General features: G+C 36.3%; 15 protein-coding genes and 1 pseudogene. 4 read left to right on the plus strand and 12 right to left on the minus strand.

Annotation, left to right across the window (positions count from 1 at the left end; genetic code table 11):
* Positions 1–22: 22 nt before the first annotated feature.
* From BN990_RS13315 to BN990_RS13350, 10 genes are all read right to left on the minus strand, one after another.
* Positions 23–988, minus strand: a complete 966-nt coding sequence (locus BN990_RS13315) for a bile acid:sodium symporter family protein (RefSeq protein WP_021291925.1) — start codon at positions 986–988, stop codon at positions 23–25.
* 64 nt (positions 989–1,052) lie between these two features.
* A complete protein-coding gene (locus BN990_RS13320) occupies positions 1,053–1,784 on the minus strand; it encodes a ZIP family metal transporter (protein WP_038245516.1) in 732 nt (243 codons plus the stop codon).
* Positions 1,785–2,079: 295 nt separating this feature from the next.
* Positions 2,080–2,208, minus strand: coding sequence for a hypothetical protein (locus tag BN990_RS23510; protein WP_337588257.1), 129 nt, complete (start codon positions 2,206–2,208; stop codon positions 2,080–2,082).
* 160 nt (positions 2,209–2,368) lie between these two features.
* A complete protein-coding gene (locus tag BN990_RS23515; protein WP_021291927.1) occupies positions 2,369–2,719 on the minus strand; it encodes a nucleotidyltransferase domain-containing protein in 351 nt (116 codons plus the stop codon).
* A gap of 15 nt (positions 2,720–2,734) precedes the next feature.
* Complete coding sequence (locus tag BN990_RS13330) at positions 2,735–3,481, minus strand: sulfite exporter TauE/SafE family protein (RefSeq protein ID WP_021291928.1); 747 nt, start codon at positions 3,479–3,481, stop codon at positions 2,735–2,737.
* A gap of 93 nt (positions 3,482–3,574) precedes the next feature.
* Positions 3,575–4,228, minus strand: a complete 654-nt coding sequence (locus tag BN990_RS13335) for a YjbE family putative metal transport protein (protein WP_038245519.1) — start codon at positions 4,226–4,228, stop codon at positions 3,575–3,577.
* Between the two features lie 516 nt (positions 4,229–4,744).
* Complete coding sequence (locus tag BN990_RS22620) at positions 4,745–4,909, minus strand: hypothetical protein (protein ID WP_158295241.1); 165 nt, start codon at positions 4,907–4,909, stop codon at positions 4,745–4,747.
* Between the two features lie 149 nt (positions 4,910–5,058).
* Positions 5,059–6,420 (minus strand): PTS ascorbate transporter subunit IIC, encoded by a 1,362-nt coding sequence (locus BN990_RS13340; protein WP_021291931.1) that lies wholly within the window; start codon positions 6,418–6,420, stop codon positions 5,059–5,061.
* A 32-nt stretch (positions 6,421–6,452) separates the two neighbouring features.
* Positions 6,453–6,719 (minus strand): PTS sugar transporter subunit IIB, encoded by a 267-nt coding sequence (locus BN990_RS13345; protein WP_021291932.1) that lies wholly within the window; start codon positions 6,717–6,719, stop codon positions 6,453–6,455.
* Positions 6,720–6,730: 11 nt separating this feature from the next.
* The gene (locus tag BN990_RS13350) at positions 6,731–8,827 is read right to left on the minus strand and encodes a BglG family transcription antiterminator (RefSeq protein WP_038245522.1); all 2,097 of its coding nucleotides are present in this window, start codon (positions 8,825–8,827) and stop codon (positions 6,731–6,733) included.
* 574 nt (positions 8,828–9,401) lie between these two features.
* On the opposite strand from BN990_RS13350, the gene BN990_RS13355 reads away from it, so the two are divergent.
* The 3 genes from BN990_RS13355 (at position 9,402) to BN990_RS13365 (ending at position 13,549) form a co-directional block, all read left to right on the plus strand.
* The gene (locus tag BN990_RS13355; RefSeq protein ID WP_021291935.1) at positions 9,402–10,706 is read left to right on the plus strand and encodes an aspartate aminotransferase family protein; all 1,305 of its coding nucleotides are present in this window, start codon (positions 9,402–9,404) and stop codon (positions 10,704–10,706) included.
* A gap of 12 nt (positions 10,707–10,718) precedes the next feature.
* On the plus strand, positions 10,719–12,101 hold the full coding sequence (locus tag BN990_RS13360; protein WP_021291936.1) for a YjiH family protein: 1,383 nt from the start codon (positions 10,719–10,721) through the stop codon (positions 12,099–12,101).
* An 89-nt stretch (positions 12,102–12,190) separates the two neighbouring features.
* Positions 12,191–13,549: an FAD-binding oxidoreductase gene (locus tag BN990_RS13365; protein ID WP_038245524.1), complete on the plus strand. Its 1,359-nt coding sequence runs from the start codon at positions 12,191–12,193 to the stop codon at positions 13,547–13,549.
* 157 nt (positions 13,550–13,706) lie between these two features.
* On the opposite strand, the pseudogene BN990_RS13370 reads toward BN990_RS13365, so the two are convergent.
* A pseudogene (locus tag BN990_RS13370) lies at positions 13,707–14,658 on the minus strand (ring-cleaving dioxygenase).
* Positions 14,659–14,863: 205 nt separating this feature from the next.
* On the opposite strand from BN990_RS13370, the gene BN990_RS13375 reads away from it, so the two are divergent.
* Complete coding sequence (locus tag BN990_RS13375) at positions 14,864–15,316, plus strand: CoxG family protein (RefSeq protein ID WP_021291941.1); 453 nt, start codon at positions 14,864–14,866, stop codon at positions 15,314–15,316.
* Between the two features lie 53 nt (positions 15,317–15,369).
* On the opposite strand, the gene BN990_RS13380 is transcribed toward BN990_RS13375, so the two are convergent.
* Positions 15,370–16,545, minus strand: a complete 1,176-nt coding sequence (locus tag BN990_RS13380; protein ID WP_038245526.1) for a hydroxymethylglutaryl-CoA synthase — start codon at positions 16,543–16,545, stop codon at positions 15,370–15,372.
* Between the last annotated feature and the right edge of the window lie 30 nt (positions 16,546–16,575).

A 16,575-nucleotide genomic window follows, 5' to 3' on the forward strand; every position in this document is an offset into this window, starting at 1 on the left:
GAGACATTCTCCTTTTATCCACTTATGCTAATTTTTCTCCCTTATCTTGTGGCGGATCAATAGTTTGACTTCTCTTCGCCCAAATGGTTGCTAAAACCGGTCCAGAAATATTATGCCATACACTGAAAATAGCACTTGGTACAGCTGCAATTGGCGCAAAATAAGTAAGAGCTAGTGTAGAACCAAGTCCTGAATTTTGCATTCCTACTTCAATCGAAACTGCTTTCTGATCATGGAAATTTAGCCTGCAGATCCTTGCTAACATAAACCCTAACATTAATCCTAATACATTATGTAACACGACTACACCAAAAATAAGTAAACCGGAGGATGCAATCGCATCTGTATTAACTGATACAACTGCTGCTGCAACAGCTACAATGCCAATGACTGAAACGAGCGGCAATACGGCTACACTTTTTTCAACCTGCTTACGGAAAAGCATTCGAATAATAACACCTAATATAATTGGTAATAATACCATTTTAACTATGGACATGACCATTTCTGCAAATGATACGGACATCCATTCACTCGCAAATAGAAGGGTTAATGCCGGTGTTAATATTGGTGCTAGTAACGTAGATACCGTAGTTACTGATACAGATAGAGCAGTGTTTCCTTTTGCTAAAAAGGTAATCACATTGGAAGCAGTCCCTCCTGGACAACAACCTACTAAGATAACCCCAACTGCTATTTCGGGAGGGAGCTGAAATGCAACCGCCAATCCATAAGCTATGCATGGCATAATCGTGTACTGCGCTAGAACCGCTATTAATACACTTCTTGGTGCTTGCATGACCCCCTTAAAGTCAGCAGGAGAAAGCGTTAAACCCATACCAAACATAATCACTCCTAATAAGACCGATATATGTGGAGCAATCCAAGTGAATCCATCAGGTAAGATAAAACTGATAATTCCAAATAAAACAACCCATATTGCAAATGTATTTCCAGCTATTGAACTAATTTTTTCTAATACGCGCATTTCTACTCCCCCTATCCAATGATATTTCAATATAATATCAAAAATCTGATAATTACACTAGCCCTCATCTTATTCCATGTTCAAGAAATACCATCATATAGAGAAGTACAAACATAACCCCTAAAAGGATATGTACAAACTTCCTCTGTTTTTTTACTTGTTGGAGATATATGCTATGTACACTTGCAAAGCTAAGGGTTCCAATTGCTAGCCCCATAGTTATTGATTTTGTTTTATAAGTAAATGCAAGCGCATAGTTTCCTATAAGAATGGATAAAAACAAACTTAATGCTACTAGAAGTGCAGCAAAGAAAAATGGAGTCAGGGAATCAGTCCAAGCTAAAAAAGAAACAAATAACGCCATACCTTCAGGAATCTGATGAAGCAAAAATGTGCCGACTAACGAATTCATCTCCCATGAACTTCCGGTGAGTTCCGTACCTATTGTAATCCCTGCCGGCAACGTATGGAATATGATACCAAGTACTAAAAATAATGAACCACTAACAAATCGGGGATGAATCTGTTTTCTTTTTATAATTTTAACTACATATTCATCTAAACACATCATGAAACAAAGTCCAGCTAATGTCCCAATCATTAATCCGGGAATACTATAATGCGATAAGGCATCTGGTATTAACATGAAACCGACGACACCTATTAGAATTCCTGTAGCAAACAAATAAAGATTTATTATTTGCTGCTTCCCTATTTTAAGCATTAACCATGCGAATACCCCGCCCATTATTAGCCCAATAAAAATGAATAAGCTAATCTCTAAGATAGCATCCAATTGTACAACCTCCTCCGTCGATACATTTTATACGTATCTAGAATGATTTATGTACAAATAATTGATGCTATTGCTGGGGCTATCCGTATTACATTTACATATCGTTTACGATGTATTCATACCGGTTTAATATTTGTATTTTATACTTAAACCAAACCTTAATAAATGGACTGTATTGGAGGTGAAGCCAATATGAAGTTTCTTGCCAAATTAACTATTTGTCTTGTAGCTATGATCATTTATTATGTGTAATTCACAGTTACCTTACTTTCCAATTGAATCCCCTTCAAATAACCTACCACCATATGGTGCTAATACTTGCTCCACTAATTGCATTACTACTCTTTGTTACCATATGTAAATCGTCAAATCCATTGATAAAATTCTTAGCAAATATCTCATTATAAGACTCTAAAGATCGCATCAGCTATTTAGATGTAACCAGCCAATGCTTATTCGTTCGTAAAGCAAATTCTAAATCTAGTAATCGATTAGCAATTATGATTTCACCTGCTCTCCTATATCCGTTATGAGATAACGTTGGTGGTTGATCTTACTTGTTAACCAGATTAGTGGACCATGATTTAAAAGGATAGCCGCTTCCTTCTTATTGAATGAATGATCCCATTATCTTGAAGCGCGATGCCTTCAACCACCATTCGAAGTAGTGATGGCTTCGCACGATCACAATCTTTTTTAAAAAAGTTTTTATAAGAACATAAATTATGTACAAATACTTCAATTGGCCAATTGATAGCTTTCACCGATTCTCTATACGCTAACCGAACAGTTCTATCAAAAACCACAAGATCTAAAACAGAAGTCTCTGTTCCCTCACCTCTTGCTGTACTCCCAGCTAAGAGAGCTGCATCACAAGTTGAAAATTCGTTTCTAATAAATTGCTTAGCTGCCTTTATTGCCGGAAAGGATGTCATTTTCTTCCCTCCTCGTTAATTCAAGAGTAAATTAATTCCACCTAAAGCAGCTAATAATAGAATAAGAATAGTAAACACTCTTTGCGGAATTAACGGTAATACTTTAACACCGATCCATGCTCCGAGTATAATGACCGGTGCCATTGTTATATTAACGATGACAGAATCCGTTGTAATTAATCCCAAATGAATATAAAAAGGCACTTTTATCACGTTTACCAATAAGAAAAACCATGCACTTGTTCCAACGAATTCTTTCTTCGGTAAGCCTTTAACCAATAAGTAAATCGTCATAATTGCCCCGGCAGCATTCCCCACCATTGTCGTAAATCCCCCAAGGATTCCCATTAACAATGTAAAACTTTTGGAAGCAGGAAGCATTTGATTAAATTTCGTACCTAATCGTTCGCGAATGAAATTTAATGCGATCATTATTAACACAATAATACCGATAATTGGTTTTAATTGTTGATCGTTCACATATTCTAAAACAAAATACCCTGCTACAATACCAATTAGAACCCAAGGTATCAAATCCTTCAGATGCTTCCAAACAACATTTCTTCGATAGTATGTAACTGCAAACAAGTCTCCAATTAACAACATCGGCAATAAGATGCCTACCGAATCTCTTGCTGGGAAGACAAACATAATCATGGTTATAACCAATATGACGAGGTTTGGCAAACCAGATTTAGAAAAACCAATAAATAATGCACATAAGATCACAATCAGCCATTCCATAACCGCCAAGTCAAACATTCATCTTCTCCCCTTTTATCACGAATACTGAAAATACAATACGTTCATATTATCATATATTTCTAATCGTGGTTAAAAGAGAATTCGTTCTGATTAGGCGTTATATTTTTTTCGTTTATATCCGCCGAATACTAGTATAAATAAGATAATTACGGTATATAAAACGGTATCTGTGATATGCATAAAAGCAAGAAGATCAACCATCAATTGTTCTTTGAGCAGCATTTCTGTTGCTGTCCACGCTAGAATTGAAGCTCCAACATAGACAATGGAAGCATAATCCTCCATTAATTCCATTATATATTGACTTGCCAGAATAATAATGGGGATACTTACTATAATTCCGATCATAATCAATAATATATCTCCATTCGAAACTGCAACAATTGCTAATACATTGTCTAAGCTCATAATTAAGTCAGCAAAAATGATAATAACGATTGCTTCTTTAAGTGAACTGCCACCTTTTATCTGCTGTTCTTCTTGCTTGTCCACCAATAATTTATAAGCAACTATAAGCAAGAGGATGCCTCCGATGAAGTGGATGAAAGGCAATTTCAGGAGGTAGATCACTAGAAATACGAAAATAATCCGAAACGTAATAGCTCCGATCGTCCCCCAAACAACTGCTTGTCTTTTCAAATAATTGGGTAGTTTCCTACTTGCCATAGCTATTACAACAGCGTTATCTCCACTTAATATAAGGTTAACTAACAAAATTTTTAGAATGGCCTCAATAAATTCCATGTTTACTACCTCCAACGAGACTGGTACCTAAATGAAATGAATCATTTTTTGACCAGATTTTCTAAAGCATCTTTTTTCCGCTTTATTAATACATTATGATAAGGGAAGTAGTAACAGACCTTTTATAAACAAATAGCATACCATTACAGAACAAAGGCATCAGTGCCATATAACCATGTCTGTGTTCGCGTGTCATGGACGGATCATTGCAGACAGTTAGATTAATTGGTTAGGTAACCTCCAGCATAAAAGTAATCATTTCCTAAAGTAAAAAAAGCTTGGTTTATCCCCAAGCTATACACTAGAAATTATAATACGTATTGCAATTATCGCACTATTCTTATACGATGCATTTATAGCAACTTTCCTCTTCGCTATTCAATACTAAAACTGGGAGTTTTTTCTTATGGATATTATCAGTATTTTAATAGGTGCTGGTTTAGTATTTTTATTTATATTTTCACTAGCATTTATTAGACTAAAATAATAACAGGAATTCCATTTCAATAATCCAGGCTACACGGCCCCATTATATAATAGGCTTGATACCAGTAAATAGACAAATATAATTAGTCCAATAAACAAAACGAAAACCAGTAAAATTAGGGAGATATCACCAATTATTTTCATTGGTTTTGAATCAAATAACACTGGTAATAATTCTTTTACTTTACGAAGCATAACGAAACCCCTTGTTACTTTTCTGATTATTTTGTACGTATAGGTCTTAAGTCTATGTCTGTTTCACTTCATTGTCAAATTAATTTATCTTAAGCACCTGCTCTATTATAAAACAGGTACTCTTTTGTAGAATACCTGTTTACAATAAACTATGCTGCGTCTTCCTTCTCCACTTTCTTCATTGCTTTCCATCCAATCATATAAAGGATGATTAGAATTACAAAGGTAATGATAATAAATAATACAGTTGATGGAATAACATTAATCAAGTTTCCTAAAACAATTCCTACCACTCCAAAATCAGCATCTCCGAAAGTCGTACCTTCAAAACCAATTGTTCCTAATACAGGTAAAAGCAATGCTGGCAAGAAGCTTATAATAAGACCATTTGACATGGAACCAATAATTGCCCCTCTTCGTCCGCCCGTTGCGTTACCGAATACACCTGCTGCAGCTCCCGTAAAAAAGTGCGGGACTAATCCAGGTACAATTACTTTTAAACCAAATACAGGTAACAAGAACATACTTATTAATCCAGCCATAAAGCTAAACAAGAAACCTATAATTACAGCATTACCAGCGAATGGAAATATTGCTGGTGCATCTAGTGCAGGTTTTGCATGGGGAACAAATTTATCAGCAACACCTTTAAAAGCTGGTACAATTTCTCCTAAGAGCATACGTACACCAGCTAGAATAATATAAACACCTGCAGCGAACGTTAAGCCTTGCAAAAATGCAAATACTAAGAAATGTTGACCTTCGCTTAATTCGGATTCAATAAAAGCTGGACCTGCAAACAGTGCCACAACAAAGAATAAGATAACCATGGTTAATGAGACAGATACAGATGTATCACGTAAAAACCCTAGTGACTTCGGAACCTTTAATTCTTCTGTAGACGCTGAATTTTTTCCGACGAACCTTCCAATTAACGCAGAAATAAAATACCCAAAGGATCCGAAGTGTCCTATTGCGAAGTCATCTGAACCAGTAATTTTTCTAGTAAATGGTTGCAGCATTGCTGGTGAAAGTACCATTAAAGACCCTAAGATTATGGAACCAACAACAATTAATGTTATACCCGTAATCCCGCCTGTTGTTAGGATGACACCAATCATACAAGCCATAAACATCGTATGGTGACCTGTTAAGAAAATATATTTATAGGGTGTTACTCTTGCAAGTATGATATTTACAACCATACCAAAAAGCATAATCATCGCGGTTTCTGTACCAAAGCTTTGCTGGGCCACTGCTACAATAGCTTCATTATTCGGAATAACGCCATCTACGGAAAAAGCTTCATTAAACATATTTGAAAACTGTCCCAAGGACAACACAATCACGTTTGCACCTGCATCTAAAATAACGAATCCCATTATTGTTTTTAATGTTCCAGAAACAACGTCAGCAATATTCTTTCTTTGTGCAAGTAAGCCAATTAAAGCGAACAGTCCAACAAGAATCGCAGGAGTACCTAGCACATCATTCATAAGTAAGTCTACCATTGAATTACTCCCCTTCTCATTCACGTTATATTTTAAAAATGTTTTTCCAATGCCTCACGAAGCTCGCCTTTATCCATAAGATTTTTTAACTTTATTACGTTTTTATGACCGTCATCTAAACTATCAACAATATCTTCAGAACCTAAAAATATATCTGCTTGCTCTGTTTTTGCTGTAGCTAAGTCAGTATGAGAAACATTTGCATCCTTTCCCATATCTTTTAAAATAGCATTTACATTCATTTCGACGATCATACTGCTTCCTAACCCATTTCCACAGACAACTAATACTTTTTTCATTTTTTATCCCCCTATTCCTTAATAACTTGTTTCATCATATGTTGTACATCTTCTATACTTTCAGCTTTTATTAAATGCGTTACTTTTTCTTCCTCCGATAACAGTTCCGTTAATTGTGATAAAGCTGTTAAATGGGTTTCATTATCAATTGCAGCTAATACAATAATAAGTTGGGCACGATGTTTTTCTTCATCTGAAAAGTAAACAGGTTCTTTTAATCTAAGAAAACTCATCCCTAAGCGTTCTACCCCAGCTTCTGGCCTTGCATGTGGCAATGCAATATTAGGTGCCATTACAATATAGGGTCCCAGTTCGTTCACATTATCGATCATCGCTTGTATATATTCAGAGCGAATCGACTTTTGGTGTAATAAAGGCTCTGCCGCAACTGTAATAGCTTCTCGCCAATTAGACACTCGATCTCGGAATTGTATGGTATTTGCTGTTAACAACTCATTTAGCATTGGTTTCCTTATCTCCTTTACTAATTGCTTTCGATTTTCAATAAGGTTTGCTAATGCTGTTTTCAAACCTATCGGATCCTGTATGACAGCAAATTCTTCAATTACTTCCATTAAATGTTCTGTATTATTTTTATTCACAGAAGAGATATGGAACATGTCATTTATTTGCTTCAAAATTCTTTCTTTCTCATAGTTGGTTAGGATAGCAGCTACATGAATAACAGGAATTTCCTTCTCCTTTAAATAATTTGTAGAGAAAATGACATCCACGTTATAGTGATTAATATGAAATTCACGAATGGATTGAATTGCTACTACATCTAATCCTGCAACCAAACTTTCTAATTGAGTCTTTAACATGTTCGACGTCCCAATCCCATTCTCACATACAATAATTGCCTTATAATTCATGTTTACTTGTTTCTTTTCTTTCTTTAACCAACCACCAAAGTGTAGAGAAATATAAGCAACTTCATCATCTGGAATAGGTTTACCAACATAGTATTGTAAATGAATGACGACTTGTTTGGTAAAATGAAAGATGTCTGTATAATTCTTTTGAATATTTTCAGTTAAATGATTCGAATATGGCACCCCATACTTCAGACGATAATAGGATGGTTTCATATGGGAAATAAGATTTTTTTCTAAACCTTCTCGGTCGTTGAAAATAACACAAGCATTTTTTTGAAAATCTGAAACCATTCGATGCACAACATGCTGTAAACCGAATAGCTCTCTTTCTGTATAGTTCCTAAAATCATCATGATGAACTTTTAAACCTAATAAATTCATGGTTAGAAAACAAACTTCATTGAATGGGACCGGCATTTCGAATTGCTCAGCTAACGTATTGGTTATAAACTGCGATGCTTTAAAATAGGTGGATTGTTTCAATACCTCCTTTTCTTGGCTATCTACTTCGACGACTTGACCAACCTTTATACGCTTGATCATAATAAGCAGTTGAACAATTAACATTTCCTCCATTTCATCCGTTAAAGTGAGATGTAACTTGCTTTCTGCCTTATGGATAATGGTTAAAAGCATGTCACGTATTTTATCTTGACTGTTCGCAAATAATAATTGATAGATTTTTTTATGAAGTATAACTGAGTTAGATTGTAAGATCGTACGTGAAAGAATACTTAATAATAGTTTTCGTTTATTTTCTTCTAAACCATTGACTTGATAGCCTATTGGACGTGTAAAAGTAAGTGTAAGTTCATAGTCATCTATATACGTTCTTACCGTTTTTAAATCTTTAACCAGGGAACTTCTACTCATCTGTGTCAACTTGATAAATTGGTTCATCGTAGATGGTTGATTTTCAATCAATAATTTAATCATTAGAAGATACTGACGTTCACTCTCCGCCAGTTGATATTCGTATTCATCCGTAATATGAATACCTTGACCCTGTAGTTCCTCCTTCACATCACTTACTAATAAATAACCCTTTCCATAAATCGATTGTATTGGTTGCAGTTCTTGATTCTCTAACCAATCATTAACTTGTTGCAGATCATAATAAATTGTACGTGATGAAACCCCTATTATTTCTGACAATGCGTTTGCATGAATAGGATTTTCCTCTTGAATTAACAAAGATAATAAGTGCGCACGTCTTTTATCTAATACCATCATTAGATTCCTTTCCAGAAAAGAAATATTGCAATAACTAACTGTTAAATGATTTCATCTAACTTGCAACCTTATTATAATCTGTTATTTCAACAATAGTAAGGGGGTTCACTAGGTATAAATTGTAAGGCTATAAATTTGCAAAATAAAACAGTCAACTTTCTAATTAGAATAGTGAAGGGGGTATGCTCATGGGCAACACGATACCAAAACCGCCGATCCAAACGAATCAAGCTTTTATCGTAATAGGGTTTATTCTTTCGCCCTGTAGTGTTGCTTTTTTCATTTTTTGTTGATTTATATACATTCTTATGGAGAAAAAAACAGTTATAGCTGCACCACCTATTCCATTTGTACGGAGCGCTCGATGACTTAGCAACAATTTGTTAAGTTCATCGGCCTTTTTATATGTACACCAATCCTTTGTTTTATTTGGAAAAAAATGCTTTATTCATAGATGATAAGAAATTTCGATTACCTCTTCTAAATTCACGAAATTTAGTATATAATTTTTATGCAAATAATTTTATAAATATACATTAATAATAAAAAGATAAACCAAAGGAGCATGGAAATGACAACACCTACAAATAATTGGGAACAACTTACAAATTCTATTGGGAACTTTTTAGCACCTAGCATGGCTAAAGATCATCCGAACTTACCAGTTACCAAGGCGGAGGGCTGTTATTATTATGGAACAGATGGAAAGCAATATTTAGATTTCACTTCTGGTATTGCGGTAGAAAATGTGGGACATCGTCATCCAAAAGTCGTACAAGCCATTAAAGATAGTACTGACCATCTTGTACATGGACCTTCAGGGGTAATTATCTATGAGTCTATATTAAAACTAGCTGAAGAATTGCAAGAAATAATGCCAGGTAATCTAGATAATTTCTTCTTTTCAAATAGTGGAACGGAAGCAATTGAAGGTGGATTGAAATTAGCAAAACATGTTACGAAGCGTCCATACATTATTTCATTTACTGGAAACTTTCATGGAAGGTCAATCGGGTCGTTAAGTGTATCCACATCGAAGAGTAAGTATCGGAAATTTCAGCAACCATCTTGGCTAACTTACCAACTCCCGTATGCTTTACCAGAAGATTGTCCGAGTGATGAAGATCCTGATACCTTCTTTGCTGCTAAACTGGAGAAGGATGTTACGTCTCTATTTAAACATCAAGTAGATCCAGAAGAGGTTGCATGTATGATTTTGGAACCTGTAATGGGGGAAGGCGGTTATATCATTCCTCCAAAGTCGTGGCTAAAGAAAGTACGTGAAATATGTGATCGGCATGGTATCCTACTCATCTTTGATGAAGTACAAACAGGCTTTGGACGTACAGGTAATTGGTTTGCTGCACAATCATTTGGTGTAACGCCAGATATTATGGCAATCGCAAAAGGTATTGCTGCTGGTTTACCACTTAGTGCAACTGTTGCGTCTAAAGAACTTATGGAACAATGGCCACTTGGATCTCATGGTACAACATTTGGCGGAAATCCTATTGCATGTGCAGCTGCTAGAGCATCTTTAAGCGTAATAAAGGAAGAAAACTTGCTTGAAAACGCATCGGAAATGGGTTCTTATGCATTAACCAGATTAACAGAGATGAAGCAGAGATATGATGTGATTCATGAAGTGCGTGGAATTGGCTTAATGCTCGGTATAGAACTAAGGGATCCAGTAAATGGGAAACCTGACGGTGAAGCTGTTATGAACGTATTAAATAGCTGTTTAGAAGCAGGCGTATTATTCTACCTTTGCGGAAACGAAGGTGAAGTCATTCGTATGATTCCACCATTAACGATAACCAAAGAACAAATAGACCAAGGACTAAATGTACTAGACAACGTCCTTGCCCGCCTTTAGGAGGAAAATAAAATGAGTGACTATCCAGAACATTTACAGGAACATGAACAAAGCCAGGAAGAAGAAAATGTCCATACACGTGGATTGTTAAAGTTCCTCCTCCCTTCATTATTTGGAGTATTCATCTTTTTATTTCCCATTTTTGATGGGGGTACATTTAATATACCATTAGGTATTATTACGGAGTATATCATTGATATTCTATCCAATTGGTTACCTGCAATTGTCACTTTGATTATGGTGATTTCTACTGTATTTACTGTGGTACAAGCCATTTTTAAACCAAGATTTATTCAAAAGTCTGCACTATTCATGTCTTTATTCAACGTAACCATATTCTGGACCATTTTACGAATTCTTGGGACGATATTTGCAATAATGACATACTTTGGAGCTGGTATGGAAATCATTTATTCTGAGCTTACTGGTGAAGTAATGTTTGGATTATTAACTAGTTTAATTGTATGGTTCTTTGTCGCATCGTTCTTAATGCCATATCTTATCAACTTTGGAGTTATGGAATTCTTTGGCTCGATACTACGCGGCATCATAAAACCCCTTTTTACGTTACCAGGGCGTTCAGCAATTGATCTCCTATCTTCATGGATTGGAAATGTAAATGTTGGTGTAGTGATTACAAGAGAACAGTATCAGAATGGGTTCTACACTGGTAGAGAAGCTGCAGCAATCGCAACCTGCTTCTCTACCGTGTCCTTGCCTTTTTGTTTAGTGATCGCTGGTATGCTAGAGGTTGATCATATGTTCCCACTCTTTTATCTAGCCATCGTAGTGGCTGGAATTGTAAGTGCTGTAATTGTTCCAAGAATTCCACCTATCGCTAACATACCAGATCAATATTATACAAATAATGACTATCAAGAAGATGTGCCAGCCAACATAAGCAAATTCAAATGGGGAATTCACCAAGCAGTCAAACGTGCAGAAAGTGCTGGTTCGTTTAAAGAACAGGTAAAACAGGGGAATTCTATTTTCTTAGGGATTGCATTTGTGTTACTTCCACAAGTAATGGCAATTGGTACAATTGCTTTAGTGATTGCTGAGTTTACTTCATTTTTTGAAATTATTTCGCAGCCAATTATTCCACTTCTTGAAGTAATGCAGCTTCCTAATGCAGCAGATGCAGCACCAGCGACTATTATCGGCTTTATTGATATGTTTTTACCAGCTGTATTAGCTTCAGGAATTGAAGCGGAAATTACTCGATTTGTTATCGGGGCATTGTCGTTAGTGCAAATTATTTACTTAACCGAGATGGGCACATTGCTATTAATCTCAAAAATTCCAGTGAAAGCTTGGCATTTATTTATCATCTTTCTTGAGCGTACTATTATCTCACTACCCATTATCGTAATCATTGCACATCTAATTTATTAATATATAAACCCTAGAATGCTAAGGAGATAACAATGTATTCCTCTTCCCTTGCCTTCTTGAAAATATAAAAACTGCCTGAGGTGATAAATGTGTATATCAATGTATTAATTGAGAAATTAGGAAAAGAGAAGGTAAGTCAACAAACAGATGATCTTATTCGTCACAGTTATGATGAATCACCTCATTCAGCCGTACTGCCTGAAGTCGTCTGTTATCCAAATTCATCTGAAGATGTTCAACTGATCGTAGAAGTAGCACGAGACTATCATATCCCAATCACTCCATTTGGGACAGGCTCCGGTTTAGAAGGGCAAGCCATACCTGTTGAGAATGGAATCTCCATGAACTTCAGCCGAATGAATCAGGTTATTGAATTCTCGCCAGATGATATGACGATCACTGTTCAACCTGGTGTCACTCGTTTTCAGTTAAATGATGTCATTCGTGAACAAGGATTACAATTCCCCGTTGATCCTGGGGTAAACGCAACCATCGGTGGTATGGTTGCAACTAATGCAAGTGGTACAACCGCTGTTAGATACGGTGCTATGAAAGATCAATTATTAGATCTAGAAGTCGTGCTGGCCGATGGCAGAATTATTCATACAGGAACCAAAGCAAAGAAATCCTCTTCTGGCTACCTAATGACAAACCTCTTTGCTGGTTCAGAGGGGACATTAGGAATTATTACTGAAATTACACTTAAACTACACGGAATCCCAGAGTATACAGTAATGGCACGTTGTACATTTGCGTCCATGGAAACATGTGCCATAGCAGCGAAAGAAATCTTATTACAAACAATCCCTATTAAGCGAATGGAACTGATGGATGCGGCTAGTATTGCTGAAGTTAACCGACAAAATGTATACTCCTTTCCTGTTGCACACTCTTTATTCTTTGAATTTGCTGGATCTGTACACGGGGTAGAAGCTGATGTTCAACTGACTGCAAAGATAGTTAAAACGCTCGGGGCTAAACACTGGACAGTAGCTACCGATCCAGTAGAACAAGAAGAATTATGGAAGGCACGTTATAACTTATCTTACGCTTTTCAGCATACGGATGGAATAGATGAAGTTGGCGCTGATGTTTGTGTACCGCTATCACAACTGCCTAAATTAGTTACTTATGCGAGGCAATTAATAGATAACAGCGGACTAACTGGCGGCGTTTGGGGGCATGTAGGCGACGGGAATTTCCATACACTTGTATTATTTGACCCTGCTGTAATTGGAGAACGCGAAAAAGCCGAGGCAACAAATGAAGCATTGGCAACACTAGCTATTGATGTTGGTGGAACATGCACTGGTGAGCATGGCGTCGGAATAGGCAAGCGAAAATATCAGCAAAAGGAGCATGGAACTGCATTAGAAGTTATGCACCAAATAAAACAATTGCTTGACCCAAGTAACATCCTTAATCCAGGAAAAATATTTATTGAATAACCCATTGATATTCCATGGGTTATTCAGCATCCATTCACCCTGTCACTTCTTCTACAGGTGTATTGCTGTAAAGGCGATTGATCGTTGGATCTTTCTACCAATTAACGGATTCTCTTATTAAACTTGAACAAATGTTTATCACATAATGGAATACTACTTAACCCTCATCATCTTCATTTTTCATTTTTACTTCGATTGGAATTAAGGTATTCTCCAATCGATTACGATAAATCTCAAATTGTTGTGGTAGTTTCAATTTACTTCCCATCTCCTGAAACGACTCATCATGAGCAAAACCTGGAGGATCTGTTGCAATTTCAAACAGTAAATTGCCATGCTCTTTGAAGTAGATCGCTTGAGAGTAATTTCAATCTTTTACAGGGTAACTGCATACCCATGGTTAGCAATATAGCCTTGCCAATCTAATTGATCTTTATCATCTTTGGCACGAAATGCAATATGATGTATTGTGCCAACACCCATTTGCGATCCTCCGTTTGTGGTTAATTTAATATCAATCGTATTCCCTATATCAGCATAGGAAGTAAAACGAACGAAATCACCTTCTTCTCCTACTCTTTCAAAACCCAAAATATCTTCCATCAGCTCAGCTGTGCTTGCAGGTTTAGCGGATAATAAAACAGCTCCCGCAAACCCTTTAATCGCTACTTCTGATGTAACATCTCCAATCATCCAATGATTGGCCTCTCCCGCTTCTTTCTCTACTAATTCTAATTGAAGTCCATGAGAGGGTCTTTGAACGAAAGATACGTCTCCCCAAAACGTTCCGCTTCAGTGAAGTCAATAGCCAATTAATAAAAGCGCTCTTTCCAAAATGATAAAGACCCAACTGGTATAGCAAAGGAAATGGTTCCGAATTGGCCATCGCCAATTCGACCTTTAAATGCATGTGACCATGGGAAGAAGGTAATAATCGTACCTGGTTCTCCTCCTTCATTTCCAAAATAGAGATGGTAAGTACTAGGATCATCGAAGTTAATGGTTTTCTTAACTAATCGTAAACCAAGCACACTTGCATAAAAATCGACATTTTCCTGTGGATGACCAACGATAGCGGTTATATGGTGTATTCCAGCTGTCTTTTTCATTTAACCGCTCACCTCATATTTAATTTATATATATTTAATTCATTTGTTTTTAATTAAATATAATTATAAAATGTTCTTCTTATACTGTCAATCCTTCTTCTATTGTTATTTAAAAAATGATTAGTTGAAATAGCTTTGTGGAAAAGAATAAACATGTTATTCTATTTTCGAAGATAACGTATTTGATGAAAAGGAGATGAATGGTATGCCAAGTGGAATACACGAAGTAGAAATTGACGTACCAATTGAAAACGTGTGGGAATTCGTGAGCGATATGAATCATTGGGCACCTTTAGTTCCAGGATATATTGAACATGACATTCTTAATGACAGAGAATCCACATGGAAATTCAAAGGCGACCTTGGAATCATACAAAAAACGGTGAACTTGAAAATAATTATTACGGAATGGCAGAAACCAACAAAAGTAACCTTTGACTTAAAAGGATTGAGTGAAAACTTTGACGGAGAAGGGTATTTTAAAGCAGAGGCACTAGCTGAATCAACAACAAAAATTACAGGAAATCTTTCCATTACTGCAGGTGGGCTGATGGCTAAAATGATTAATCCTGTCCTTAAATCCTTTGTTCCTAAAACAGCCAAGGAATTAACAGAAGCCATCGCTGAAGAGATCACTAAAATCGAAGCAACTAATTAATTGTAAAATAAAAACGGATTTCGTTTGCGGTTTCGAAATCCGTTTTTATATACTTATTTTTTGTCTTTGTGAACATAGTGTCGCATATGACCACTAATTCCTGATAACGCTATTTTGGCAGGATCTGATTCAATTTCAAGCTCGACAGTTGAGCCATCTGCTGGCAAGGTGTCTTCAAAAACTGTTTCATAAGCATCCACCGATAATTCTGTTCGAGAAGCAAGCAATTCTTCATGATCGTAAGTATTTAAATACTTACGATAACCAGGCTGTAGTACTCCTGTAAAGAATTCTCCAACAGCACCAGACCCATAACTAAATAAGCCGATTCTTGCACCGTCCTGTAACTCTTCCTGCTGTTCTAGTAATGATAGAAGGCTTAAGTATAAAGAACCTGTATAAATATTACCAACTTGCTTATTGTACGTTTTACTAGCTTCTAAATTGGCCACTAATCTTTCCTTATCTTCTTCCGTTCCTTGTTCATAGATCGCACGTAACGCTTTTTGACCCATTTTCGTATAAGGAAGATGGAAACAAATAGCTGTAAAATCTTCTAAACCGAACCCTGATTGTACTTTATAATCTTCCCATACACTCTCAAAGAAAGAAATATACTTTTCATTTGAAAGCTTGCCATCGACCATTGCTGTATCTGAGTAGACAGGGCGCCAGAAGTCCATAATATCGGCTGTTAAATAAGCACTTTTATCTTCTAAAGCTAGAATACGTGGGTCTGCACTAATAACCATTGCAACTGCACCTGCTCCTTGCGTTGCTTCTCCACCAGAGTTCAATCCATACCTTGCAATATCCGCACCTAAAACAAGCACTTTGCTTTTTGGATGTAAAGCAATATGACCCTTCGCCATTTGAATTCCAGCAGTAGCACCATAACATGCTTGCTTCACCTCAATTGTTCTCGCTTTTGGGTTCAGCCCTAATAGATCATGGATATATACCCCAGCTGATTTTGAATGATCAATACCAGATTCTGTACCAAAAATGACAAAGTCAATGTCTTCCTTATCTTTATCGTCTAATATATTTAAAGCGGCATTCGCTGCGAGTGAGACTGCATCCTGTGTAATCGGAGCGATTGCCATTTTCTCTTGTCCAATACCAATCGTATACTTTGCTGGATCAACATCTCTAGCGACTGCTAACTTATTCATATCTAAAAATAAATGTGGTGCATAAAATCCTATTTTGTCTATACCAATCTTCAATGTTCTGCTCCTTTACTACCATAGTTAGAA

It is taken from the genome of Virgibacillus salexigens, from assembly GCF_000723585.1.
Taxonomy (GTDB): domain Bacteria; phylum Bacillota; class Bacilli; order Bacillales; family Amphibacillaceae; genus Virgibacillus; species Virgibacillus salexigens.